The 24,852-nt window shown below is 59.2% G+C and carries 25 protein-coding genes; 9 read left to right on the plus strand and 16 right to left on the minus strand.

Annotated elements, in window-relative coordinates; genetic code table 11:
* Window positions 1–49 precede the first annotated feature (49 nt).
* Both MTP42_RS10875 and MTP42_RS10880 read left to right on the plus strand, forming a co-directional pair.
* Complete coding sequence (locus tag MTP42_RS10875; protein ID WP_117504564.1) at window positions 50–850, plus strand: gluconate 5-dehydrogenase; 801 nt, start codon at window positions 50–52, stop codon at window positions 848–850.
* A 245-nt stretch (window positions 851–1,095) separates the two neighbouring features.
* Window positions 1,096–1,572 (plus strand): cytochrome C, encoded by a 477-nt coding sequence (locus tag MTP42_RS10880; protein WP_249257304.1) that lies wholly within the window; start codon window positions 1,096–1,098, stop codon window positions 1,570–1,572.
* Window positions 1,573–1,672: 100 nt separating this feature from the next.
* Here the strand turns inward: MTP42_RS10880 and MTP42_RS10885 are convergent, their stop codons facing one another.
* The 3 genes from MTP42_RS10885 to MTP42_RS10895 all read right to left on the minus strand — a co-directional run bounded on the left by MTP42_RS10885 (window position 1,673) and on the right by MTP42_RS10895 (window position 5,721).
* Window positions 1,673–2,554 carry an aldose epimerase family protein gene (locus MTP42_RS10885; protein ID WP_117475961.1) on the minus strand — a complete coding sequence of 294 codons (882 nt, stop codon included), beginning with the start codon at window positions 2,552–2,554 and terminating at the stop codon, window positions 1,673–1,675.
* Window positions 2,555–2,629: 75 nt separating this feature from the next.
* Window positions 2,630–4,120: a UxaA family hydrolase gene (locus MTP42_RS10890; RefSeq protein ID WP_005931468.1), complete on the minus strand. Its 1,491-nt coding sequence runs from the start codon at window positions 4,118–4,120 to the stop codon at window positions 2,630–2,632.
* Between the two features lie 86 nt (window positions 4,121–4,206).
* A complete protein-coding gene (locus tag MTP42_RS10895; RefSeq protein ID WP_249257305.1) occupies window positions 4,207–5,721 on the minus strand; it encodes a tagaturonate reductase in 1,515 nt (504 codons plus the stop codon).
* A 317-nt stretch (window positions 5,722–6,038) separates the two neighbouring features.
* Here MTP42_RS10895 and uxaC point away from each other — a divergent pair, with 317 nt between their 5' ends.
* Both uxaC and MTP42_RS10905 read left to right on the plus strand, forming a co-directional pair.
* Window positions 6,039–7,472, plus strand: coding sequence for a glucuronate isomerase (gene uxaC, locus MTP42_RS10900; RefSeq protein WP_249257306.1), 1,434 nt, complete (start codon window positions 6,039–6,041; stop codon window positions 7,470–7,472).
* 165 nt (window positions 7,473–7,637) lie between these two features.
* Window positions 7,638–8,363: a biosynthetic peptidoglycan transglycosylase gene (locus MTP42_RS10905; RefSeq protein WP_097770443.1), complete on the plus strand. Its 726-nt coding sequence runs from the start codon at window positions 7,638–7,640 to the stop codon at window positions 8,361–8,363.
* An 87-nt stretch (window positions 8,364–8,450) separates the two neighbouring features.
* On the opposite strand, the gene MTP42_RS10910 is transcribed toward MTP42_RS10905, so the two are convergent.
* The 5 genes from MTP42_RS10910 to MTP42_RS10930 form a co-directional block, all read right to left on the minus strand.
* Window positions 8,451–9,158, minus strand: a complete 708-nt coding sequence (locus tag MTP42_RS10910; protein WP_097773511.1) for an LrgB family protein — start codon at window positions 9,156–9,158, stop codon at window positions 8,451–8,453.
* Complete coding sequence (locus MTP42_RS10915) at window positions 9,139–9,456, minus strand: CidA/LrgA family protein (protein ID WP_249257307.1); 318 nt, start codon at window positions 9,454–9,456, stop codon at window positions 9,139–9,141. The genes MTP42_RS10910 and MTP42_RS10915 overlap by 20 nt, the downstream gene beginning before the upstream one ends.
* A gap of 273 nt (window positions 9,457–9,729) precedes the next feature.
* Window positions 9,730–10,665 (minus strand): GTP-binding protein, encoded by a 936-nt coding sequence (locus MTP42_RS10920; protein ID WP_249257308.1) that lies wholly within the window; start codon window positions 10,663–10,665, stop codon window positions 9,730–9,732.
* Between the two features lie 10 nt (window positions 10,666–10,675).
* Entirely contained in the window at window positions 10,676–11,557 is an 882-nt protein-coding gene (locus MTP42_RS10925; protein ID WP_097773508.1) for a YitT family protein, read from the minus strand.
* Between the two features lie 306 nt (window positions 11,558–11,863).
* Complete coding sequence (locus MTP42_RS10930) at window positions 11,864–13,081, minus strand: FtsW/RodA/SpoVE family cell cycle protein (RefSeq protein WP_242699427.1); 1,218 nt, start codon at window positions 13,079–13,081, stop codon at window positions 11,864–11,866.
* Between the two features lie 275 nt (window positions 13,082–13,356).
* Between MTP42_RS10930 and MTP42_RS10935 the strand changes: the two genes are divergently transcribed.
* The 5 genes from MTP42_RS10935 (at window position 13,357) to upp (ending at window position 17,001) form a co-directional block, all read left to right on the plus strand.
* Complete coding sequence (locus MTP42_RS10935; protein WP_249257309.1) at window positions 13,357–14,559, plus strand: hypothetical protein; 1,203 nt, start codon at window positions 13,357–13,359, stop codon at window positions 14,557–14,559.
* A gap of 184 nt (window positions 14,560–14,743) precedes the next feature.
* Entirely contained in the window at window positions 14,744–15,169 is a 426-nt protein-coding gene (gene tsaE / locus MTP42_RS10940) for a tRNA (adenosine(37)-N6)-threonylcarbamoyltransferase complex ATPase subunit type 1 TsaE (protein WP_249257310.1), read from the plus strand.
* Window positions 15,166–15,897: a tRNA (adenosine(37)-N6)-threonylcarbamoyltransferase complex dimerization subunit type 1 TsaB gene (tsaB, locus tag MTP42_RS10945; protein ID WP_005931509.1), complete on the plus strand. Its 732-nt coding sequence runs from the start codon at window positions 15,166–15,168 to the stop codon at window positions 15,895–15,897. The genes tsaE and tsaB overlap by 4 nt, the downstream gene beginning before the upstream one ends.
* Before the next feature lie 8 nt (window positions 15,898–15,905).
* Window positions 15,906–16,352 (plus strand): ribose 5-phosphate isomerase B, encoded by a 447-nt coding sequence (gene rpiB / locus MTP42_RS10950; protein WP_005931511.1) that lies wholly within the window; start codon window positions 15,906–15,908, stop codon window positions 16,350–16,352.
* A gap of 22 nt (window positions 16,353–16,374) precedes the next feature.
* Window positions 16,375–17,001 (plus strand): uracil phosphoribosyltransferase, encoded by a 627-nt coding sequence (gene upp, locus MTP42_RS10955; protein ID WP_035393712.1) that lies wholly within the window; start codon window positions 16,375–16,377, stop codon window positions 16,999–17,001.
* A gap of 60 nt (window positions 17,002–17,061) precedes the next feature.
* Here the strand turns inward: upp and MTP42_RS10960 are convergent, their stop codons facing one another.
* The 8 genes from MTP42_RS10960 to leuB form a co-directional block, all read right to left on the minus strand.
* Window positions 17,062–18,078 carry a TPM domain-containing protein gene (locus MTP42_RS10960; protein ID WP_249257311.1) on the minus strand — a complete coding sequence of 339 codons (1,017 nt, stop codon included), beginning with the start codon at window positions 18,076–18,078 and terminating at the stop codon, window positions 17,062–17,064.
* Window positions 18,075–18,836 carry a LemA gene (locus MTP42_RS10965; protein WP_249257312.1) on the minus strand — a complete coding sequence of 254 codons (762 nt, stop codon included), beginning with the start codon at window positions 18,834–18,836 and terminating at the stop codon, window positions 18,075–18,077. Before MTP42_RS10965 ends, MTP42_RS10960 begins: the two co-directional genes overlap by 4 nt.
* Window position 18,837: 1 nt before the next feature.
* A complete protein-coding gene (locus tag MTP42_RS10970; protein ID WP_005931526.1) occupies window positions 18,838–19,992 on the minus strand; it encodes a toxic anion resistance protein in 1,155 nt (384 codons plus the stop codon).
* Between the two features lie 131 nt (window positions 19,993–20,123).
* A complete protein-coding gene (locus tag MTP42_RS10975) occupies window positions 20,124–20,747 on the minus strand; it encodes a 5-bromo-4-chloroindolyl phosphate hydrolysis family protein (protein ID WP_249257313.1) in 624 nt (207 codons plus the stop codon).
* Window positions 20,748–20,932: 185 nt separating this feature from the next.
* A complete protein-coding gene (locus tag MTP42_RS10980) occupies window positions 20,933–21,421 on the minus strand; it encodes a DNA-deoxyinosine glycosylase (RefSeq protein ID WP_098924614.1) in 489 nt (162 codons plus the stop codon).
* Window positions 21,418–22,308 (minus strand): Cof-type HAD-IIB family hydrolase, encoded by an 891-nt coding sequence (locus tag MTP42_RS10985; protein WP_097770458.1) that lies wholly within the window; start codon window positions 22,306–22,308, stop codon window positions 21,418–21,420. Before MTP42_RS10985 ends, MTP42_RS10980 begins: the two co-directional genes overlap by 4 nt.
* 245 nt (window positions 22,309–22,553) lie before the next feature.
* The gene (locus tag MTP42_RS10990; protein WP_097773501.1) at window positions 22,554–23,441 is read right to left on the minus strand and encodes a putative manganese transporter; all 888 of its coding nucleotides are present in this window, start codon (window positions 23,439–23,441) and stop codon (window positions 22,554–22,556) included.
* A gap of 245 nt (window positions 23,442–23,686) precedes the next feature.
* Window positions 23,687–24,760: a 3-isopropylmalate dehydrogenase gene (leuB, locus tag MTP42_RS10995; protein WP_249257314.1), complete on the minus strand. Its 1,074-nt coding sequence runs from the start codon at window positions 24,758–24,760 to the stop codon at window positions 23,687–23,689.
* Window positions 24,761–24,852 lie beyond the last annotated feature (92 nt).

Below are 24,852 nucleotides of genomic sequence, written 5' to 3' on the forward strand. Positions count from 1 at the left end.
CCCGCACCGGCGAACCGGCGCGGGGTCTTTCAGTAAAGGAGTTCTACTTATGGATCTTACTGCATTTGATCTGAAGGGCAAGGTTGCCCTGGTCACCGGCGGCGCACACGGCATCGGCTTCTCCATTGCCGAGGGCATGGCAAAGTGCGGCGCTACCGTCTGCTTCAACTGCTCCAACGAGGGCAGCCTGGAAAAGGGCCTGGCCGCCTACAAGGCTGCCGGCATCGACGCACACGGCTATGTGGCCGATGTTACCGATGAGGCTGCCGTGAACGCCATGATCGCCCAGATCAAGGCTGATGTCGGCCCCGTGGACATTCTGGTGAACAACGCCGGTCTGATGAAGCGTGTGCCCATGATCGAGATGAGCCACACCGATTTCCTGCGCGTCATCGATGTGCACGTTGGCGGTGCCTTCAACTGCTCCAAGGCTGTTCTGCCCGATATGATCGCCAAGCGCGAGGGCAAGATCATCAACATCTGCTCCATGATGAGCGAGCTGGGCCGCGAGACTGTCTCCGCCTACGCTGCCGCCAAGGGCGCACTGAAGATGCTGACCCGCAACATCGCCTCCGAGTACGGCGAGTACAACATCCAGTGCAACGGCATGGGCCCTGGCTACATTGCCACCGCTCAGACCGCTCCCCTGCGCGAAATCCAGCCCGATGGCAGCCGCCATCCCTTCGATACCTTCATCTGCGCCAAGACCCCCGCAGGCCGCTGGGGCACCCCCGAGGACATGGTCGGCCCCTGCGTGTTCCTGGCCTCCCATGCTTCCGACTTTGTCAATGGCCAGATCCTGTACGCTGATGGCGGCATCCTGGCTTACATCGGCAAGCAGCCCAAGTAAGTAAAGCACCTCGAAATAGAAAAGACCCTCTCCGTCATTGCTGCGCAATGCCGCCCCTCCCTTTTGGAGGTGCTGGCGGGCATCAGCAGGACGGAGAGGGTCTTTGTCATACTTTTCACACTTTTGTAAAGGATTTGTTATTGTATTCTTCGACACATCCTTGTATAATAGTTGCTTGTGGGCAACTTTTCACGAGAGCTGCCCACGAGAAAAGATTTTCGTCACGAACAAGGAGAGATTACACAATGAAACTCAAGAATGTTGCTGTTGTTGCCGCTGCTCTGGCACTGGCTGTTGGTATGACCGCTTGCGGCGGTTCTGCTTCTTCCACCACCGCTTCTTCCGTTGCTTCTTCCGCTGCCGCTTCCTCTGAAGCTGCAAGCTCTGAGGCAGCTTCCAGCGAGGCCGAGGTCGAGTCCGCCGAGTACACTGTCTACAACACCACCGGCGAGAACGTCACCGAGCTGTACCTGTACGTTGCCGGCTCTGAGGACAAGGGCGAGAACCTGGCTGCTGACGGCCTGGCTGACGGCGACAGCGTTGTGCTGACCCTGCCCGAGGACGCTGACAAGAGCGCTGAGTATGTCCTGGAGTTCACCACCGAGAGCGGCGACACCCAGAGCTTCGACACCCTGAGCTACGAGGTTGCTCCCATCTCCCTGCTGAGCGTTGATGCTGCTGCAGGTGCTACCCCCATCAGCTTCACCGCTCCGGAGCAGTAAAAAACGCAGGCCTGAGCCTGTAACATAAAAACTCCCCTGCACTCCATTTTACCGGAATGCAGGGGAGTTTTTTGCGTATCAAAGGTTTCGCAGCGGGGTCTTAGACCTTCTCGATGGTGATGGTCCACTCGCTGGTCATAGCCTCATCGGGCTCCAGCACCTCGTGCTTGCCCTCTTCGTTCACACTGTTGGCCCAGCCGTTCCAGGGCTCCATGCAGACGAAGTTTTCGGCATCCTGCTGCCACAGCACACCGTTGGTAAAGCTCTCGTCAGCATCCACGGTGACCTTGTGGCCGTTGCCCTTATCCGTAAAGGTCATGGGGAACTCCACGCCGGTCATCAGGCGGATGGAGTTGTCAGAACCTTCCTTGCGGGTCAGGGTGATCTTCTCGGGTGCGGCAGGCTGCTCGCCCTTGGCATCCTCGGAGCAGGTGGCGCACTTGATGTCAAAGTCCACATTCTCCAGAGCAGAGGCCACAAAATAGGGATGATAACCAAAACTGAAGGGCATCGGAACATCGCCCTCATTGATCACAGTCATGCTCAGGGAAGCGGTGTTGCCCTGCAGGTTGTAGTTCATCAGGACAGTGAAATCGAAGGGGTAGAGGAACTTGGTCAGGGGGCTGGACTCCAGGATCAGGGTCACTCCGTCGGGACCGACGCTCTCCACTTCCCAGGGGCACAGGTCAGCCATGCCGTGGATCTCCATGGGATAGGCCTGGCCGTTGAAGATGTGCACGCCGTTGTCGGGCTTGCCGCAGTTGGGGAACAGCACAGGGATGCCAAAGCGGGGGCGGTTGCACTCGCTGAAGTTGGGGCGGCGGGTCCAGATGTACTCGTCGCCGTCCAGGGTAAAGCCGGTGACCATGCCGCCGCGCTCGGGGGTGATGGTCAGGGCAGTTTTTGCCACGGGGTCGGTGATGACATACTGCTCAAAGCATGCGCCGCCCTCGGTGACGTACTGGGTGGTGATCTGGTTCATAAGTTGTACCTCCATATCATTTGATACAAAAAGGCCGCCGTACGCGCAAAAAGCACGCACAGCAGCCATTTTCAATTAAAGAACAACACCATCCTTGAAGATGGAGATCTCGCGGAAGCCGTGCTTCTCGGCCTTGGTCTGCTCACCGCCTGCAACGCGGATGACCAGATCCAGCAGGTCGCGGGCGGCCTCGTCGATGGTCTTTTCACCGTCCGCGATGACACCGGTGTTGAAGTCGATCCAGCCGGACTTCTTCTCGGCCAGCGGGGTGTTGGTAGAGATCTTCAGGGTGGGAGCCGGGGCAGAGAACGGGGTGCCGCGGCCGGTGGAGAAGAGGATCAGGTGAGCGCCTGCGGCGGTCATGGCCGTTGCGGACACCAGATCGTTGCCGGGGCCGTAGAGCATGTTCAGGCCCTTGGTCACCACGGGGTCACCGTAGCCGATGACATCCATGATGGGGGCGGTGCCGCCCTTCTGGACACAGCCGCAGCTCTTGTCCTCCAGGGTGGTGATGCCGCCCTGCTTGTTGCCCGGAGAGGGGTTGTCGTAAACCACCTCGTTGTGGCTGATGAAGTATTCCTTGAAGCCGTTGATCATGTGCTCGGCCTTGACGAATACCTCCTTGTTGATGCAGCGGTCCATCAGGAAGCCCTCGGCACCGAACATCTCGGGCACCTCGGTCAGGACAGTGGAGCCGCCGCGCTGGCCCATCATGTCGGAGAAGCGGCCGATGGTGGGGTTGGCGGTGATGCCGGACAGGCCGTCCGAGCCGCCGCACTTCATGCCGACCACCAGCTCGCTCACAGGGATAGGCTCACGCTTGAACTGACCGGCGTAAGCAGCCAGCTCCTTCAGGATCTCGCGGGCGGCGGTAAACTCATCGTCCACATCCTGGCAGGTCAGGAACTTGACCCGGTCGTGGTCATACTCGCCCAGCTCTTCCACGAACTGATCGTGCTGCAGGTTTTCGCAGCCCAGATGCAGCACCAGAACAGCGGCGGCATTGGGGTGGCGGACCAGCGCGGCCAGCAGCTTGCGGGTCTGGGCATGGTCGTGGCCGGTCTGGCTGCAGCCAAACGGATGGGTAAAGGTGTACAGACCCTCAATGGAGCCGGTGACCAGATCCTGGTTGTCGTTCACCATCTTCTTGGCGATGTCGTTGACACAGCCGACCGTGGGAATGATCCAGATCTCGTTGCGGATGGCAGCACGGCCATCCTTGCGGCGGAAGCCCATAAAGGTCTCAGGCTCCACCTTGGGCAGGGGGGCCAGGTCAGGGGCGGGGTGATAGCTGTACTCCACCTCACCGGACAGGTTGGTGTGGACATTGTGGGTGTGCATCCAGGTGCCCGGCTCGGCATCGGCGGTCGCGTGGCCGATGGGGAAACCGTACTTGATGACATTTTCACCGTTCTTGATGGGCTTTACTGCCATCTTGTGGCCCTGAGGGATATCCTCCAGCGCGGTCACGGCAAGGCCGTCCACCTCCACCAGAGTGCCCTTGGCAATGGGGTGCAGTGCAACCACCACGTTGTCAATGGGGCTGATATGAATCGCCTGCGGCATAGTTATTCTCCTTAATGACATTTACAAAGCACAAGGAGGCCGCTGCCCAAAGCAGCAGCCCCTTGTTGTGCAGGTGATATTCCAGCTTACAGGCAGCTCTTGTAGGCAGCTTCGGCACCCTGGGTGCGGATCAGCTCCAGATCAGCCAGAACAGCGGCCTCCAGGCCATCGATCTTGGTCAGATCCTGATCCCACATCTGGGTGTTGGTCAGAACGGCGTGCACCAGCTGAGCGTCGGTGTCGTCCTTGTGTGCATAGTAGAAGTCCAGTGCCCATGCGTCATCCTGGATCTTGTAGGTGTTGCCTGCGGGGCGCTTGCAGATCAGGCCGTCGGCAGTGCGCTCCTGGATATCACTGGAGTAGAAGGCAATGTAAGCGGCCAGAGACATGGTCAGGCACTTGGGCAGCTGCTTCTGCTCCTCGATGTAAGCCAGGAAGGAAGGCATGTTGCGGGCCTTCCACTTGGAGGTGGAGTTCAGGGAGATGCTCATCAGCTCGTGGTTGACGAAGGGGTTGTTGAAGCGGTCCTCAACGGCGGAAGCGAACTCTTCCAGATCCTTCTTGTCCAGAGGCAGGGTGGGGATGATTTCCTCATGCAGCATCTTGTTCATAAAGCCGCGAACGGTATCGTTGTGCATACAGTCACGCACGATGTCGAAGCCAGCCAGATATGCGCCCAGAACGAAGCCGGTGTGTGCACCATTCAGGATGCGGACCTTGCGCTTCTTGTAGGGGGTAACATCAGGCACGACCATGACGTTGACACCGGCCTTCTTGAACGGCAGCTTGTCCTCCAGACCTGCAGGGCCCTCGATGACCCACACGCCGAAGACTTCGCCGACATCCAGCACCTGATCGTGGTAGCCGTTGGCCTCTTCCATGGCAGCCAGCTCCTTGGGGTCGCGGATGCGGCCCGGAACGATGCGGTCCACCAGAGTGGAGCAGAAGGTATTGGCGTTGTTCATCCAGTCGATGAACTCAGCTTCCAGATTCCAGTCCTTGGCGTAGTTGTTGCAGCACTTCTTCAGCTCTTTGCCGTTGTTGTCGATCAGCTCGCAGCTCAGGATGACCAGACCCTTGTCCGCGGCACCGTTGAATGCCTTGTAGCGCTCGTACAGCACGCGGGTCAGCTTTGCGGGGAAGCTGTTGGGAGGAACCTGATCGAACGCGCTGTCGCCCTGGGTGTAAGCGATGCCGGCCTCGGTGGTGTTGGATACAACCGTTTCCAGATCCTCAGAGCGGGCCAGAGCCAGCACTTCCTCCCACTTGCCATCGATGTAGGGGCAGACACAGTCAGACACGCAGGAGATCACGCGCTTTGCATCCACCTTCTGGCCCTTCTCGCTGCCGCGCAGATACAGGGTGTACAGGCCCTCCTGCTCGTTGATCCAGTCAGCCATCTGGGGGAAGTTGCCGATGGGCTGCACCAGCTTGACCTTGCCGTTGTAGCCAGCCTTCTCGTTGGCGATATCATAGAAATAGTCCACGAATGCGCGCAGGAAGTTACCCTCGCCAAACTGCATGACCTTGACAGGGGCATCCTTGAGGATGTAGCCGTTGTAGCCGGTCTCAGACAGAACCTTGTAATTCAGAGTTTCCATATCACGTGTTCTCCTTTTAGCTTGCTTTGCTTCTCTCCGGGGCACCCTTTTGTGCCCCGCACTCTGTCTCTATTGTATGCTGTTGTATACAAAGAAGTCAAGTGTTTTTTGCCAGATTTTTGGCCCAAAACAGGCCATTTTTATAAATTCCAGCGTTTTTTACAAGGAAAAGTCTGAAAATTTGTCAGTTTTTCAGTTGTATACATTATCGTTTTCCGCTATACTAAAGATAGGCTTAACACGCCCTGCGCGGGCGCTGTTAAAGGTACCCCATAGTGATATATTAGTACATTAGAATGAAAAGGAGTTTTCGACCCATGAAAGCATTTATGGACAAGGAATTCATGCTCCAGTCTCCTGTGGCTCAGCATCTGTATCACACCTACGCTGCTGATATGCCCATCTGCGACTATCACTGCCATATCTCCCCGAAGGAGATCTACGAGAACCGCCGCTTTGAGAACATCGCTCAGGTGTGGCTGGGCGGCCGTCAGCCCGATGGCTCTCTGGCAGGCGACCACTACAAGTGGCGCGTGATGCGTTCCAACGGCGTGCCCGAGGAGTACATCACCGGCACCAAGCCCGACCGCGAGCGTTTCCAGAAGTTTGCTGAGGCTCTGCCCATGTGCGTTGGCAACCCCATGTACCACTGGTGCCACCTGGAGCTGCGCAAGTACTTCGGCTATCAGGGTGTGCTGAACGGCGACACCGCTGAGGAAGTCTGGAACCTGTGCAACGACAAGCTGCAGCACGACGACAGCATGACTGTCCGCGGCCTGATCGAGCAGTCCAATGTTGCTTTTATCGGCACCACCGACGACCCCATCGATGATCTGGCATGGCACAAGAAGATCAAGGAAGATCCTTCCATCAAGTTCACCGTTGCTCCCTCCTTCCGCCCCGACAAGGCCATCAACATCCAGAAGCCCGGCTTCGTGGAGTACATGGGCAAGCTGGCTCAGGCCGTTGGCAAGGAAAAGCTGGAGTGCATCAACTGCGTCACCGACGCTCTGACCCAGCGCATCGAGTTCTTTGCCGAGATGGGCTGCCGCGCATCTGACCACGGCCTGGACTATGTGCCCTACCGTGAAGCCACCAAGGAAGAGGTCAACGCCATCTACCAGAAGGCTATGGCCGGTGAGGCTGTGACCGCTGAAGAGGCTGAGAAGTACCAGACCTACATCCTGATCCACCTGGGCAAGCAGTATCACCGCCTGAACATCGCCATGCAGCTGCACTACAACTGCCTGCGCGGTGTCAACCGTAAGATGAACGCCCTGCTGGGACCCGATACCGGTTTCGACATGATCAACACTGCCAAGTGCGGCGGCGAGATCGCTGCTCTGCTGAGCGCCCTGAACGACACCGATGAGTGCCCCAAGGTCATCATCTACAGCCTGAACCCCGCTGACAACGAGCAGATCGGCACCATTCTGGGCTGCTTCCAGAATGATGAGATCCCCGGCAAGATCCAGCACGGCTCCGGCTGGTGGTTCAACGACCAGAAGATCGGCATGGAGAACCAGATGAAGAGCCTGGCAAACCTGGGCCTGCTGGGTAACTTTGTTGGTATGCTGACCGACAGCCGCAGCTTCCTGAGCTACACCCGCCACGACTACTTCCGCCGCATCCTGTGCAACCTGATCGGCCAGTGGGTCGAGGATGGCGAGTATCCCAACGATGAGAAGGCTCTGGAGAAGATCGTCAAGGGCATCTGCTTCGACAACGCAAAGCGTTACTTCGCTCTGTAAGCAGCGCCTCTGCATCCCCTTTCCATAACTTGTAAAAGCGCTCTGCCGGTTTGCCCCGGCAGGGCGCTTTTTTCTTGTGCGGCCGTATTCACAAAAATGTAACTTGCATTCTGCCGTCAAATCGGGTAGGATAACGTTGAATCAAAACCGAAGGGGAACGTGAAGATGCTGAAACGTTTTGTAAAGCGACTGCTCAGCTGCCTGCTGCTGGCGGCGCTGTTTGTATTGGTGGTCATTGGCGGAACACTGGGCGTGCAGGGCTGGCGGCTCTACCGCGCCACAGCGGCGCAAAAGCCCATTGCTGGCCTCTACGATGAGATCAGCTCCCGGCCCGGCTTTGCCAGCTGTGACCAGCTGCCCCAGACCTATATCGATGCGGTCATTTCCGTGGAGGACAGCCGGTTTGAAAGGCACCACGGCATCGACCCGGCAGCCATTGTCCGGGCGCTCTGGGCCGACCTGCGCACCCGCTCTCTGGCCGAGGGCGGCAGCACCCTGACCCAGCAGCTGGCCAAGAACGAGCTGTTCACCCAGGAAAAGCAGATGGCCCGCAAGGCAGCGGAAATGTTTGCCGCCAGGGACATCGAGGATTACTACTCCAAACAACAGATCTTTGAGATGTACGCAGGCAGCTGCTACTTCGGCAACCAGTGGTCCGGCGTGGCACAGGCTGCGCAGGGCTACTTTGGCAAGCCCACCCGGGAGCTGACCCGCGCCGAGTGTGTGGTGCTGGCCGGCCTGCCCAACGCGCCCTCGGTCTACGCCGCCAACGGGGAGCTGGCCCGCAGGCGCGCACTTGTGGTGGTGGAGCGGATGGAGCGCGCCAAAAAGCTGACCCACACCCAGGCATTGGAGCTCCGGGATGAAGTCAGTGCCCTGCCCCTTTGGTGAGAAAAAACAGAATTTATCCGGGTTTTCCATAAAAACACCCCTCTCCGTCCGTGCGGCCGCACAGCGGAGAGGGGTGTTTTTATGCGATCAATCAATAAGGTTCACGAACACCGGGCAGAGCACTGCGGTCAGCACACCGGCCACGGCGATGGACAGGCCGCTCATGGCACCTTCCACCTCGCCCATCTGCAGGGCCTTGCTGGTGCCCACGGCATGGGCCGAGGTGCCAATGCCCACGCCCTTGGCAATGGGGTCGGTGATGTGAAACGCCTTGCAGACCGTCTCGGCCAGCAGGTTGCCCACGATGCCCGTCAGGATGACGATGGCACCGGTCAGGGCCGCAATGCCGCCCAGCTCTGCAGCCACATCCATGCTGATGGCAGTGGTCACGGATTTGGGCAGCAGGGTGGCGTACTGCTCCTGGGTCAGGTGCAGCGCCAGTGCCAGTGCCAGCGCACTGCCTAGGCTGACCAGCGTGCCCACCGAGATGCCCGCAATGATGGCGGCGGCGTTTGCCTTGAGCAGGTCAAGCTTTTCATACAGCGGGATGGCCAGCGCCACGGTGGCGGGCAGCAGCAGGTAGTTCACCGGGGCGGCGCTGACCTTGTAGTCGGCATAGGGGATGCCGCATACCGACAGGAAAACGATCACAAAGATCGCACCCAGCAGCAGCGGGTTAAAAAATGCCTTTCCGGTCACTCTGTTCACAAGGGCTCCCAGTGCAAAGGCGGCCAGTGTCAGCAGCACACCCCAAGCAACAGAGCCCGAAAGGAACTCATTCAGCAATTCCATCATTGGCAGCAGTCTCCTTGTTCTTTTTACGGCTGGTCAGAGCCTGAGTGGTCTTTCCGGCGGTCACCATGACCAGAACCGTGACCGGGATGATGGCGATGATGATGGGCAGCAGCATCTCCCCCATCTCCGCCCAAAGCTCCATCACGCCTGCGGCGGCGGGCACAAAGAGCAGCGGGAAGATGCCGGTGAGAAACACGCCCACCTCTTTTACATCCTCCAGCCGGATCAGCCGGAAGTTCAGGGCCAGCAGCAGCAGCACAAGCCCATACACACTGGCCGGAACCGGCAGCGGCAACACAGCATGACACGCTTCCCCCAGAAAGCAAAACGCAAGGATACGTGCAAATTGAAACAGATAATTCGTAAAAAAATCCCCCTTGTCTAACAGCTAAGTCAAAATTATAGTCCAAAACCTCCGGGGGCGCAACAGCAATATCTGACAAGGATTGTTGCATTTTGCCGGAAAAACTGTGGAAAAGAAAAGGGCCCGGCAGAAAGCGCACGCCCATGCGCCGCGATCTGCCGGGCCGATCCACTGCGGACCAGTATTTTTTTGTGTTCCCGCGCTTTCTCAGCTCCGCAAAACAGTTTCGATCCGTTCCTTGTCCAGCCCTTCGCCGATGACGATGAGCACCTCCTGCCCTGCCGGAATGGGGGCCGCAGTCAGGCCGTCGGCGGTAGCATTCAGCTCCACCCAGCCGGCAGCATCCTGCACAAAACCCTTGACCCGCAGCACCCGGCCGCAGGCGGCATCCGTGAACAGGCTGGGAATGCGTGCTTCCAGCTGCTGCCGGGGCAGGCCCAGCTCGAGGAAATACGCCGAACCGAATGCATCGTGCGCATCAAAGCAGAGCTTTTCGCAGTCGGCATGCTGATAGCCACAGGCATCCAGCGCCGCAAGATCCACATCCTCCAGGTCGGCCCAGTCCTTGATCAGAAAATCTTCTTCCGTCAGGGTACGGCTGCACTTGCAGGCCGCAAGGGCACGTTTCAGGTGGTCGATGGCGCTTTCCCGCTGGGCCTGGGTGGCCAGCTGACTGCGGGAGAGCAGGATGCATCCGGCGCTGGCGGCTTCCGATGCCAGAATGTACTCTGCCTGCGGGGAAAGCGTCTCGGGCAGCAGGGCATCCACAACAGCAAACACATTGCCCAGTGTATACCACCGATCCAGTGGCTCATCCCGCAGGACATCAAAAAACTCGTCCACATCAAAAATGCCGCTGGGCTCCACCACCACCCGGTCGAACCCGCGCATAGCCATTGAGATGAGCTTGGTGCGCATCCGGCGCTGGTGGGTATCACAATCACACCCGCCGCTGATGGTCTCGATCTCGCAGCGTTCCCCCAGCAGATCCTGCACCAGCATGGCATCCACATTCACAGCGCCAAAGTCATTTTCCAGAATGCAGACATGATGCCCCTGTGCGGTCAGATACGCAGCATATCTGCGCAGAAACGTTGTCTTGCCCGCACCCAGAAAACCGGTGATGAGATCGACCTGTACCATACGTTCCTCCTTATGCGTGGTTGAAGCCCTTGCCGAACACCTCAGTGGTGCTCAGCATGGACATGAAGGCGTTCAAGTGCTGTTTGTGGATAAAATCCTGCAGCTGGTCGGCCTCGCGGCGGGTCAGGGTGGTGTAGATGATGTAGTGGGGCTTGTCGGTATAAGCGCCGAAGCAGGGCGTATAGGTTGCGCCGCGCACCAGCTTGCGCATGACAAAATCACAGATAGGCTTCCTGTCGTCGCAGACGATGAGGATGGCCTTGCACATCTTGATCTTTTCCAACACGGCATCAATGACCAGCGATTTCACGGTCAGACCCACGAAGGAATAGAGGGCGGTGTACAGGTCGAACACAAAGCAGGCCGCAATGACCATGAACAGGTCAGTCAGGAACAGCGCCACCGCCACGTTGTGGATGTGGGTATACTTTTCCACAATGAGGGCAATAACATCCGTGCCGCCGGAGGAAGCGCCCACATTGAACAGCAGAGCCGACGCAATGGCCGGCAGGGCAATGGCAAACAGCAGGTCGAGCATGGGCTGGTCGCTCAATGGGCCGCGCAGGGGGCAGATCTTTTCCAGCACCATCAGCTCCAGCGACATGATCACAGTGGCATAGCCGGTGGTCATGGCAAACTTTTTGCCCAGAAAGACCAGGCCCACCCCCAGCAGGATCATGTTGGCCGCCGAGGAAAAGGCCGAAGCCGACAGCGGGGTGAGCTTGGCCGCCAGCGCCGCCATACCGGTCACACCGCCAAAGACGAAGTTGTTGGGGAATTTGAAAAAGTACACACCCACCGACATGATGGAAATGCTCAACGTGATCATTGCATACTGCTTGACATATTCAATGACCTTGTTCTGCATGGGAGATTCCGCGTTCGTATCCATAAAATTTACCGTTCAATACTCCTTTTTTGTGTTCCGCAGCCCAAACAGACAGGCTGTACCGGAAATATTGTAACACGGAACGCCCCGGGGTCAAGGGTAAATTCCACACACGCCGTCTTTTACGGGTGAAAACTGTCAACTCCACCAAAATTCTCCCTCAAATTTCAGCGGTTCTCCCATCGGGAACTGTTCTCTCACCTGTCTCAGCTGAAACGGCTTGTCAACAAGCTGCGCAACACCCTTGGCTGACACACAAACGCGGCCCCGGAGAGTTTTCTTCTCTCCGGGGCCGCGTTCTGTTCCGGCTCAGCCGAACAGCTTTTTTGTGTTGTGGGTATAGACCGAGAGCACCAGGCCCACACAGATGTACAGCATCAGCACCGAGCTGCCGCCCGCCGAATAGAACGGCAGGGTGACACCGATCACGGGCAGGACGCGCAGGTTCATGCCCACGTTCACGGCGATCTGGGCCATCAGAGCGCCGCCGATGCCGGCGCAGATAAAGGTGCCCAGCAGGTCCTCGCTGCGGGCACCGGTGAGGAAGGTCTTGATGACCAGTGCGAAGAGCACGCCCAGCACCACACAGCAGCCCACAAAGCCCGCCGCGTTGCCGATCCAGCTCAGGATGAAATCGTTGTGGGCGTTGGGCACGCTGTAATAACTGCCGCCAAACAGCCCATTGCCAAAGATGCCGCCCGAGCCCAGCGCGATCTCGCCGCGCTGCTGCTGGTAGATGATGTTCTTCCAGATGGTCTCGCTGGGGGCCCAGCCGGTCTTGTTATCGGGATCGATGACAGCAAGGATACGGTACCACTGGTATCCCTTGCCGATCTTATCGCTGAAAAAGGCGAACGCCGTCGCCATGGCCACTGCCGCCGCCGAGACTGCCCCCAGGATATACTTCCAGCTCAGGCCCGCCGCAAACATCATGCAGCAGCCGATGATGGCATAGATGATGGCGGTGCCGTCGTCGCCCTGAACATGGATGATGAGGATGGGCACTGCCAGATGCAGCAGCAGCTTGCCCAGCTCCTTTGGCTCGTTGAGCCGGGTGCGCACATTGTTCAGGTGCATGGCAAAGGTCAGGATAAAGCTGATCTTGGCCAGCTCTGTGGGCTGCAGGGTAAAGCCCCCCAGCTTGTACCAGGAATAGTTGTCGGTATCACCCGCGTTGTAGCCGATGGTCAGCGGGCCGATGCTCACATTGCGCAGCACCAGCGTGGGCAGCACCATGCCCCAGGTCAGGGCCACGTGCACCGGCCACACCTTCACCAGGCTGCGGTAATCGATATTGGACAGCAGCACCGCAATGACCAGCCCGATGAGGGCTGCACCCGCCTGCACCGCCGCCCGGCGGTAATCGCCCAGACCGGTGATCTGGCCGGTGATCTCATCCACGGCAAAGCCATTGCCCTGCTTGGCTGCCCAGCTCGAAAGCGCTGTCACAGCCATCACGCTGCTGAAGATGCACAGCAGCAGGTAAGTTTTATCGGTGCGCTTGAAGTAGCGCCGAATGTTTTCCAAACGAAAACACCTCTTTCTTTCATTGGATCGCCCGCTCAGGTCTGCTTCGCTCGTCCGCAATGCCGGAGAGGGCGTATACTGCTCCATTATGTAATATAAGTATACCGCACCGCCCTTTTTTGCGCAAGATTGCGGAAGTTTTTTCCACAGATCTTTTCATCCTGTGACAACTCTGCAAAATATTTGCCGCAGCCTTGACAAAGCCCTGTCTACCTTCTAAAATGGAAGCAGGAGACCTGCTTTTTCGGCAGGATTTTTCCGGAGGAACTTCCAAGATGAAAACAAACTCTCATCGCTTTCTGTGCGCGCTCTGCGCACTGACTGTTTTTATTTCCGCGCTCTTCCCTGCTTCTGCCTTTGCCGCACAGGCAGCCGACACCGTGGCCCAGACCACGCTGACCACTGCCGATGCCCGGGAGATGCAGCAGGCCGACAGCGCCGTGACCGCCCTGACCGGCAGCGACGCTTACGCTGAGATGACCCGTGCCCAGCGGCTGGATGCCGCCGTGGCACAGCTGCAGCAGCTGGCCGAGGAAGGGCTTGTTTCGGCGCGCTCTCTCCATGTGGACGAAGAAAACGGCATGGTCAGCTTTGCGTACAGCTGCGGCGCGCTGGGCGGCGTTCTGGTGGAGGACCCGGACGAAGAGAATACTCCCTTCGCCCCTTCCGAACTGCCCGCTGTGGATCTGCACGAAATGTCCAACGCCCCGCAGGGCGATTTGGGCAGCGCCATGATCTACTACGCCTTTGACAACACCGTGAACAGCTCCCGCTACCCGTACTACTCCTATATGAAGGGCTTTTGGACCGCGATGGGTCTGCACACCCGCATCGATAGCACAGTCACCGTCTCTGACCTGAAACGAATGAACGATTACGGGCTGTGCATCCTCAGCGCCCACGGCTCCTACTACACCTACACCTCCGGTTTTCTGTTCAAGCAGACCCGTACCGAGCCGGTCATCCTGCTGACAGAGGAATCGGATTTCTACAAGGACCTCTACTACGGCATCGATCTGCTGACCCACCGGGTCATCAAGATCAACGGTCTGTACTGCATCACGCCCAGCTTTTTCCGGGCGGCATACCGGGGCGGCCAACTCAAGGACACCGTAGTGCTCTCCGAGACCTGTGAGTTCCTTGGCGTGAGCGGCAGTCTGGATACCTCCATGGCCGATGCCCTGCTGGCCGGTGGTGCCAAAGCAGTGGCAGGCTATGTGAACAACGTCTACACCGTGTATTCCCGCAGTATGCTGTGGGATACCGTCAACCACCTGATCCTGGGCCAGACCCTGCAGGAATCCGTTCAGCACTCCATGGATACCTATGGCGCGGATGATCTGGTCTGGTATAACGCGCAGGGCGGCAAGCGCCCCCATGCGGCGGCAGCTTACCCGCTGCTGTTCGGTGATGTTGGGGTCCGGCTGATCGAACCGAACGCGGCACCTGTCCCACAGGTAGTACAGCAGGCCGCTTGAGCGTTGCACTTTTGCTCGATTTATATTATACTGGGGGATGGCAGAAGCTTCTGTCATCCCTTTTGTATTACGATTAAACCTCTCAGTCGCCTGCGGCGACAGCTCCCCTAATAGGGGAGCCCTTGGCAAAACGGTTTCGTTTCTGCTGAACTCCTGAAGTTTGATCAAATAATCGAGGTATCCTATGAGCGAATATATTACACACTCCAGAGAAGAAACGGTGGCGCTTGGCCGGAAGCTGGCGGCAGTGCTGCCGGACGGGGCACTGATCGCCTTCACCGGCGGTCTGGGCGCGGGCAAGACCGCCTTTTGTGAGGGCCTGGCCGAGGGGCTGGGCTGCACCGACCCGGTCAGCAGCCCCACCTTTGCCATCGTCAACTATTACCGCGGCCCCCGCCCGCTGGCCCACTTCGACCTCTACCGCATCTCCACCGAGAACGACCTGTGTGCCGCCGGTTTCTACGATTATCTGGATCAGGGTGCCATTGTGGCCGCTGAGTGGAGCGAAAACTTCGCCGACCTGCTGGCCCTGGAAAACCCGATCCACATCAACATTGACCGGGTGGACGACACCACCCGCCGCATCACCATCGAGGGGGTCAGCGTATGAATATCTTAGCCGTAGATACCGCCGGTAAAACACTGGGCGTGGCCCTGCTGCAGGACGACCGCCTGAAGTACGAGTGCTATCTGGACGGCGGCATGACCCACAGCGAGACCCTGATGCCGCTGGTGGATCACTGCCTGAAGCTGTGCGGCCTGACCTGTGCAGACATCGACCTGTTCGGTGTGAACGCAGGCCCCGGCAGCTTTACCGGCCTGCGCATCGGGCTGGCCGCCGTCAAGGGGCTGGCTTTCCCTCGCGAGACCCTCTGCGCTCCGGTCTCCACACTGGAAGCGCTGGCCGCTGCCCACACCGGCGAGGGCACCGTACTCTGCGCACTGGATGCCCGCCGTGCCCAGGTGTACAGCGCTGCTTTTGACCTGGCCACCCACACCCGCCTGCTGGATGACGATGCCCGGGCTGTGGCTGACCTTGCCCAATTTGTAGAAAATTGCAAAAAGCCCCTGTTTTTTGTTGGTGATGGCGCATCTCTGTGCTATAATAAATACAGCAATGTTCCGGGCGTGCTCACTGTTCCGCCGGAGCTGCGGGGCGGCCGGGCCGCTGCCGTGGCACTGGTGGCCAAGCAGATGGCCCAGCGGGGCGAAGCCGTTCTGCCCGAGGCCCTGCTGCCGGATTATCACCGCCTGAGCCAGGCCGAGCGGGAACGCGCCGAGCGACTTGCTGCCGAGGCCGCTGCCCGGAACAACGATACGGAAAACGGAAAGGATTGAAATTTCTCATGGCAAAACCCATTGCGCTTGCCGCCGACCATGGCGGTTTTGAACTGAAGGAAGCCGTCAAGGCTCACCTGGACGAGCTGGGGCTGGAGTATATCGACTTTGGCACCCACAGCACTGCCAGCGTGGATTACCCCGACATGGCACTGCCTGCCTGTGACGCTGTGGTCAGCGGCCAGTGCGACAAAGCCCTGCTGTTCTGCGGCACCGGTGTCGGCATCAGCATGGCCGCCAACAAGGTCAAGGGCATCCGCGCCTGCTGCTGCTCCGACAGCTTCAGCTGCGAGTACACCCGCCGCCACAACGATGCCAACGCCCTGTGCATGGGCGGCCGCGTTGTCGGCCCCGGCCTTGCCTGCCAGCTGGTGGATCTGTTCCTGAACACCCCGTTTGAGGGCGGCCGCCACGAAAAGCGCATTGCAAAACTGATGGCAATCGAAACCCGATAAACATAAAAAGGAGCGTGTATTTATGACCCCTATGATCGTTGAGCATCCCCTGCTGCAGCACAAGCTGAGCATCCTGCGCAACAAGCAGACCGGTACCAAGGAGTTCCGTGATCTGGTCGGCGAGATCGCAACCCTGCTGTGCTACGAGGCCACCCGTGACCTGCCCATGGAGGAGGTCGAGATCGAGACCCCCATCACCATGGCAAAGACCAAGGTGCTGGCAGGCCGCAAGCTGGCTCTGGTGCCCATCCTGCGTGCAGGCATGGGTATGCTGGACGGTATGCTGACCCTGCTGCCCGCTGCAAAGGTCGGCTTCATCGGCCTGTACCGCAACGAAGAGACCCTGCAGCCTGTGGAATACTTCTGCAAGCTGCCCCAGGATATCGCCGAGCGTGACGTTCTGGTTCTGGATCCCATGCTGGCAACCGGCGGCAGCGCCATTGATGCCATTACTCAGATCAAGAAGCACGGCGCAAAGCGCATCAAGTTCATCGGTCTGATCGCTGCTCCGGAAGGCATTGAGGCCCTGCACAAGGCTCACCCCGATGTTGACATCTACCTGGGCGCTAAGGACGACCACCTGAACGAGAACGGCTACATCGTTCCCGGTCTGGGCGATGCCGGCGACCGCATCTACGGCACGAAGTAAACCTGAATCAACAAAAGTGGACGGTTCACACGAACCGCCCACTTTTTGTTTACTCAGATATTACCGCCCGCGGCCACCGCCGCCGCCATGGAAGGAGCCGCCGCCTGCGTGGAAGCTGCCGCCCCCGCCAAAGCTGCCGCCGGAGCGTCCGCCGCCCATGCCGCCAAAGGAACCACCGCCGAAGCCGCCGCCCCCACGGGGAGGACGCGGCCCGCCGCCGCGGGGCGGTCTGGGCCCGCGCGGGCCACGGGGGCCGCCGGGGCCCCAATCATCATACGGAGGTCTGCGCCGCCGTCTGCTGCCCAGGCCGTAGCCCAGCCCGAAACCGAAGAAGGGGCCAAACCCGCCGCCGCCAAAGCCGCGTCGGATGCCGCCGAAGATGGAGGTCAGGGCAAACACCACGATCACCACTGCCAGAAGGGTGAGGAAGGGCGATTGATAGGATGCTGCCGGGGCCTCATAGTAATCATTTCCGTTGTTATAACCATCCGTATTGCCGTTGTTGACCGTGCCGGTGGTCCCGCTCAGGGTCACACCGTAGAGATCGGCAATGGTGCTGGCCACATTGTTGGCGCAGGTGGTCACAGCCGCGTCATAATCGCCCGCCGCGAAGGAATCCTCCATGGTCTGGGCAATGGCGCTGGCCTGCTTTTCCAGCGTGGTATTGCGGAAGCCGTCACCGGTGACAAGGTAATAGTCGCCATCGGCGTACTGCTGGGACTGCATGACCAGCAGGATCAACACACCGTTGTTTTTGCTGGAGCTGCCCAGCCCCCAGGTGTTGGCGGCCTGCACGGCGTAATCCTCCGTGGATAAACTTCCCGTATAATCCACTGTCAATACGCCGATCTGTGCACCCTCGCACTGCTGGGTGAGCTGTGCATTCAGGTTCTCAATGGCCGTTTTGGTGCTGCTGCTCAGGATGTTGGCATCATCCACCACGCACTGACTGCTGGGCAGATCGGGCAGCTGGGCCTTGGTGGCCGCAAAGGCGGCGGGCACAAGAGCCGTCAGGCTGACGGTCAGCACCACGAACAGGGCGCAAATGCGGGCGGCAAATCGTTTCATCGTTTTCATGCGAAGGGTTCCACCTCCTGTACGCCGAACAGCCTGCCCAGCATACTGGCCGGGAAGCCGCCGACATCATTCTGATACTCATACACTGCATCATTGTACTGCAGGTTGCCGATGATGGTGTCTGCGCTGTTGAATTGGCCGTACTGGCCCTGCACTGCCCCCATCTTCATGGGGTCAGCGGCCTGCTCCTGCATTTTTGCATAGAGCTGGTCGATCACAGTGCCCAAAGCCTCATTGGCCTGACAGAGGGCGTGCATGGCACTGCCCTGATAATAGGGCAGCGAGGTCAGGGACTGCTTTTTGCTGCCGTTCTGCACTGCTTCCAGGCAGGCAGAGAAATCATCCAGCGCTGCCTGTGCGGCCTGCACCTCGCCGCTGTCGGCCCCCAGCGTGTTTGCGCCGGTGGTGATGATATTTGCCGCCGTGTTGGCACGGGTGGTCAGCTCCTCGCTCAGGGCATAACCGTTGTCGGCCGAAACGCCGGTGGTGAACCACTGGCGGGCCTCGTTATACTTCCCCCTGACCTTGGCACCGCCAAAGCCCACGAACGCCGCCAGCATGACCACCACGCTCAGCACAAGGGCTGTGCCCTGCTTTGCCAGTGCGGCGGGCAGCGCCTTTTCCAGCCCGGCCAGCTTCTGCTGCAAGGGGGTCAGGCGCACTGCCTCGGTGTCCGGGCGCTTTGCCTCACGGTAGCTGCCGCTGTCAAAGCCGCCGGGCGTTTGATTCTGTTCTCTGGAAAAATCAGCGTTTGCCATTTCAGCTCCGGATCTCCATCATCTTTTGTTTCAGCTCGTCCTCGATGCGGGTCAGCTCCTGCTCGGCAGCCACACGCTTTGCGCGGCCCTCGGTCTGGATCTTGTTCAGCTCGTCCAGGGTCTCGATCAGGCTCTTGTTGGTCTGCTGCAGGGTCTCGATATCCACCACGCCGCGCTGGCTCTCCTTGGCGGTCTCGATGGTGCCCATCTTGAGGGCATCGGCATTCTTCTTGAGCAGGTCGTTGGTCATGTCAGTCACGGCACGCTCGGCCTGCATGGCCTTCTGAGTGTGGGCCAGACCCAGCGCCAGCACCATCTGGTTCTTCCACAGCGGGATGGTGTTGACGATGGTGGACTGGATCTTCTCAGCCATCATGGTGTTGTTGTTCTGCAGCAGGCGGATCTGGGGGCCCATCTGCAGGCTGATGTTCCGGGTCAGCTCCAGATCGTACAGCTTTTTCTCAAAGCGCTCGCACTGGTCCGCCAGATCACGGGCGGCCTGAGCATCCTCGGGCAGGCCGGACTGCTTGGCCTTGTCCATGGCCTGCTGCAGCTCGTTTGCACGGACCTCGGCCAGCTTTTTCTTGCCGGCCAGGATATACATGCTCAGCTCCTTGAAGTAGGCCATGTTCAGCTCGTACATCTTATCCAGCATGGCGATGTCTTTCAGCAGCTGGACCTGATGGCCCTCCAGCATAGACTGGATGTTCTCCACGTTGGTCTCGGCCTTGTTGTACTTGGTCTTCAGGTTGTCCAGCTCATTGCCCTTCTTTTTGAAGAAGCCCAGAATGCCCTTCTGCTGCTCCTCATTGGCATCAAAGCTCTTCAGCTCCCCGATGAGGTTGGTGATCATATCACCCACCTCGCCCAGATCCTTGGTGGACACCTTAGCCAGAGCAGCCTCGGAAAAATCGCCGATCTTCTTCTGGCAGGCGGAGCCATACTGCAGCACCTGCTGGCTGTTGGTGATATCGATCTTTTCCGCAAAGGAATCCACCATTGCCTGCTCCTCAGGGGTCAGCTGCACCTCCGGCTGCTGGGCCGCCGGGGCGGGCTCAGGCTTTTTCTCCTCCGCGGCCTCCGGGGTGGGGTCCAGCGTCAGGGTGGGCACTGCAGGAGCATCGAGGTCGAAGTTCAGAGTGTTGTTGTCAGCCATTGTTGATTCCATCCTTTCCAATTACGACAGCGCCTGCCGCCTATCGGCGTGCGCTATTTTCTAACCGGTTTGCCAAGGGCTCCCCCTTCGGGGGAGCTGGCAAAGCCGTCAGGCTTTGACTGAGAGGGTTGTTACAATCCCTGCCCTTTCAGCATATTCTGCAAAACGGTCAGGTCTGCCGAGAGGTCCATGCTCTCGGCAGCATACAGGGCATCCAGCTGATTTTCAAATGCCGTGGCAATGGAGGTTGCGTTGTGCTCCACCTCCGCGCGGATGGAGGCGGCGTTCTCACCCCGCACCCCCTGCTTTGCCAGCTTGGCGTACTGCTGCAGCACGTTCACGGCATCGGGCAGATAGTAATTGGCGAACCGCCGCACCTGCTTTGCCTTGGCGGGGGTGGCTTCCACCGTTTCCACAATGGAGCGGCCCGCCTTTTCCATCCGGGTCATGGCGGCGGAGAGCTGCGGGTCCGGCAGGGCTTCGTTCAGGGCGTGGAGGGTGTCCAGCTGCTGCTGCATCTCGGTCAGCATGGCATCCACATCGTCCACACCGGTATGGAAGGGCACTTCCGTCTCCACCACCCGGGGCGGGCAGATCTTTTTGGCCCCGGCAAAGGCCAGCACAGCCGCGCCCAGCGCCGCCAGCAGTGCCCACAGCCGATAGACCGGCAGCACAGCACACAGCACCACAAATGCCAGCGCCGCCGCGTAGTACGGCAGGACGCTGGGCTTCCGGGTGCGAATGATCTTGCTCATGGGTTCCTCCTTTTCCGGGAGCTGCGCCCCCTGTATCTTTCATAATAAATCCTTTTCCAGCGGGGCGCAAGCGTTTCACGAATTATTTACAGGTTTGAAATCGAAATGTCAAACCTCTCAGGCGCTTGCGCGCCAGCTCCCCTCATAGGGGAGTCCCTGGCATATCGGGTAAGTCCGCGCGGCATTCAAGGCAGAATCCAGTTCGACAATTCTTTCTGCCAGATCTCCCGTAATTTTTCCGGCCTGCAGGCGGCATTGGCGGGGCTGGTGCTGGGCAGCCTGACCGCCGGGATGCCGCTGACCGGCTCGAGATACTTTGTATAGATCTTATATGCCGTGGCCCCGTTGCAAAAAACAGCCTCAATGGGCGCTTTTGCCAGCAGACCGGCAATATCATTGGGCACCACGTCCCGGATGGACGCATCCGACGCGCCGGTGATGGTACAGCTTTCCAGCGTATCCCACAGGGCCAACCCGTGGCGCAGGATGATCTGCTTTTTCGCTTCGATGTCCTCCCGGGCGGGCACAGGCTCCCCGGTCAGGGCCGCCAGCATGGGCCAGAAGCGGTTTTGCGGGTGGCCGTAGTAGAAGGACATTTCCCGGCTTTTGGGGCTGGGCCAGGTGCCCAGGATCAGCGCCCGGCTGTGCTCGTTGTAGACCGGTGCAAAGCTCACTGCTTTTCCTCCGCGGCTTCCATCTGGCCCCAGGGGGAGCCAAGTTCATGGCCCGAGGGCTCCGCACGGGGGCCGTTGAACCACAGCTCCTCAATGAGGGCGGCAAGGCCGTCCTCCCGCACATCCCCGATGATGCGGTCTGCGGCTTCCTTGGCATCGTCCGAGCCGTTGGCCATGCAGCAGCCCAGTCCCGCCGCCTTCAGCATCCCCACATCATTGGCGGAATCGCCCGCCGAAACGGCATCGGCCAGCGTCAGACCCACGGTTTCACACAGGTCAGCCAGACCCACCCCCTTATCAATGCCCTCCCGGACGATATCATAGCAGTGCCAGCTGCCCTCACGCACAGCACCCACCATCATAAAACGGAGGTTCAGGTGGCCGTACTTCCGGTTGAACGCCTCCAGCGCCTCATCGGGCAGGCAGGCAAAGGCGGCATGGGGCATATCGATGAGATGGCGGTCCTGATCCTCGCCGTCCTTGCAGGTCAGGCCGCTGCCGCTCAGCTGGGCGTAGAAATCCCGGAGGCTCTCGTATTCGCAGTAGGCATAGTATCCATCCCGGAAATTGAACTGCAAAGGGTAGTTGTAATCCTCGCAGAAATCCACCAGTGCGTACATTTCCTCATTGGTCATCGGGTGCTCGGCGATGATCGCACCGTCCCTGTCCACCACGCAGGCTCCGTTGTTGGTGATGGCGTAGTCGAACCGGATGCCGCCCAGCTGCTGCTTGTTGATCACGCAGTAGCCGCGGCCGGTGCTCAGCACAAATTTGCCGCCTGCGGCCTGCATCTTTTTCACGGCCTTGACCACCGCCGGGCGGGGGCAGGGCTCACCAAAGGGAACCAGGGTATTGTCGAAATCGCTTGCCAGAAGTTTATATTGCATCGTTTCTCCTATTTCAGCATCCTCACCCTCTCAGGCCGCTTCGCGTCCAGCTCTCCCAAAGGGAGAGCTTTTGACATAATCGGAAACTTCCCAAAGACTGTCAAGACCTCCCACTTTGGGGGAGGTGGCATCGCGCAAGCGATGACGGAGAGGGTGAGCCATTTTATCGTTTTGATACTGTCTAGTATAACACAAAACGCCGCTCCGGGATATCCCGAAACGGCGTTTTGACTGAATATTTTACTTTAACCGAAAATGGCTACCACGATCTGGATCCCAACACCCACAGCCGCACCGGCAGCCCAGGTCAGGCCGGTGATAAAGAGGTTCTGCTTCCAGGAGGGGTTTGCCCGCCAGAGAACGGCCAGGCCCACGCCCGCGCCGGTGCACAGACCTGCCACCAGACTGGAAAAGCGGAGGGCTCCCTCCACATAGAGCTGGGTCAGCAGGACGCTGGCGGCACAGTTGGGGATCAGCCCCACCAGTGCGGCCACCACCGGCTGGAAGAAACCCATCCGGCCCAGAGCGTCGGCAAAGACATCCTCACCCACGCCCTCCACAATGAGGCCGAACACCAGACTGAACACAAAGATGAACACGAATATCTCCAGCGTGTGGCGAAGGGCGGCTTTCCAGATGGGGGCGGGCTTGCCCTCCTCATCGCTGTGCTCCTCGTGGCAGTCGATCTCATCGGCGCTGCCGGTATAGCCGCCCCGCAGGCTCCTGGGCAGAACGCCCCGCAGGACAAAATCCAGCACCAGGCCCACCGCAATGGCGTAGAGCACCTTGATGACCATGAGCAGCACCAGCTTATCCCAGTAAGCAGGCATGGAGACCAGCAGCGGAACCGCTTCATCACTGGTGGCGAGGAACACAGCCATCAGCGTGCCCAGGCTGATGACCCGGGACGCATAGAAATTGGACGCAATGGCAGAGAAACCGCACTGTGGCACACAGCCCAGCAGCGCCGCCGGAACAGAGCCCCAGCGCCCACCCCCCGCCAGGATGGCTTCGATGCGCTCGCCATGGCGGTTCTCCACATATTCAATGAACAGATAGGCCAAAAACAGGAAGGGCAGCATCTTGGCGGTGTCCACCAGAGATTCGCCCAGAACATCCAGAAACAATTCCATTTGATACTCCAAAAACAACTGTAATGTGCTTTATTGCAGTAAATTGCAATCAATTTGCATTTTCGTGCAAGGGAGATTATACACGCTTCGGATGCAAATTGCAAGAGGAATTTGCAAAAAGTTTGCATTTTTGTTTTTGGGAGAACGAAAATGCCCTCTCAGTCAAGGCCGCAGGCCTTGCCAGCTCCCCCTTCGGGAGAGGTGGCAGCGCGTTCACGCTGACAGAGAGGGCGATTCATTTCAGATCAAATCTCGGCCAGGATCGCATCACCCATAGCGGTGCAGCCCAGGCAGGTGCAGCCTTCGCTCATGTTGTCTGCCGTGCGCAGACCCTTGTCCAGCACCTTGTTCACGGCGTTCTCAATGGCATCGGCCTCCTCAGCCATGCCAAAGGAGTAGCGCAGCATCATGGCGGCAGAGAGGATGCAGGCGGTGGGGTTGACGATATCCCTGCCCGCAATGTCGGGGGCCGAGCCGTGGATGGGCTCGTACAGGCCCCGGGTGCCATCGCCCAGAGAGGAGGACGGGATCATGCCGATGGAGCCGGTGATCATGGAGGCCTCGTCCGACAGGATATCGCCGAACATATTCTCGGTGACGATGACATCGAACTGCGCGGGATTCTTTACGATCTGCATGGCACAGTTGTCCACGAACATCTCGCTGTACTCCACGTCCGGGTACTCGGCCTGCAGTCGGTGCATCACACTGCGCCACAGGCGGCTGGTATCCAGCACGTTGGCTTTATCCACACAGCAGAGCTTCTTGCGGCGTTTCTGGGCGGTCTCGAAGCCGATGCGGCCGATACGCTCGATCTCGTGCTCAGAGTAAGGCATGGAGTCGATGGCCTGCTTTTCGCCGTTCTCGAGGGTGTGGGTCTCGTGCTTGCCGAAGTACACGCCGCCGATCAGCTCCCGCACGATGATGAAGTCAATGCCCTGTGCCACGATCTCAGGCTTCAGAGGGCTGGCCGGGGCCAGCTGGGGCCAGATCTTGGCGGGGCGGTTGTTGGAGTACAGGCCCATGCCCGCGCGCAGGCGTAGCAGACCCTTTTCCGGGCGTTGCTCACCGGGCAGGCCCTCCCACTTGGGGCCGCCCACGGCACCCAGCAGGACGCTGTCCGCAGCAAGGCACTTGTCCAGCTCGTGCTGAGGCAGCGGGTCGCCGTACTTGTCAATGGCTTCGCCGCCCATGGCGGCATCGGTATAGTGGAAGGTGTGGCCGTACTTTTCAGCCACCTTATCAAGCACCCGGATGGTCTGTTTCACGATCTCGGGGCTGGAGCAGTCGCCCCAGATGACAGCAATGTTTTTTTTCATAGTTCTAAATTCTCCTCAACAGCTTCTTACCCAAACCCCTCGGTCGCTTGCGCGACAGCTCCCCTAGTATGGGGAGCCCTTGGCATAAAGGG

This window comes from Faecalibacterium sp. I2-3-92, assembly GCF_023347315.1.
In the GTDB taxonomy this organism is placed as follows: Bacteria; Bacillota; Clostridia; order Oscillospirales; family Ruminococcaceae; genus Faecalibacterium; species Faecalibacterium duncaniae.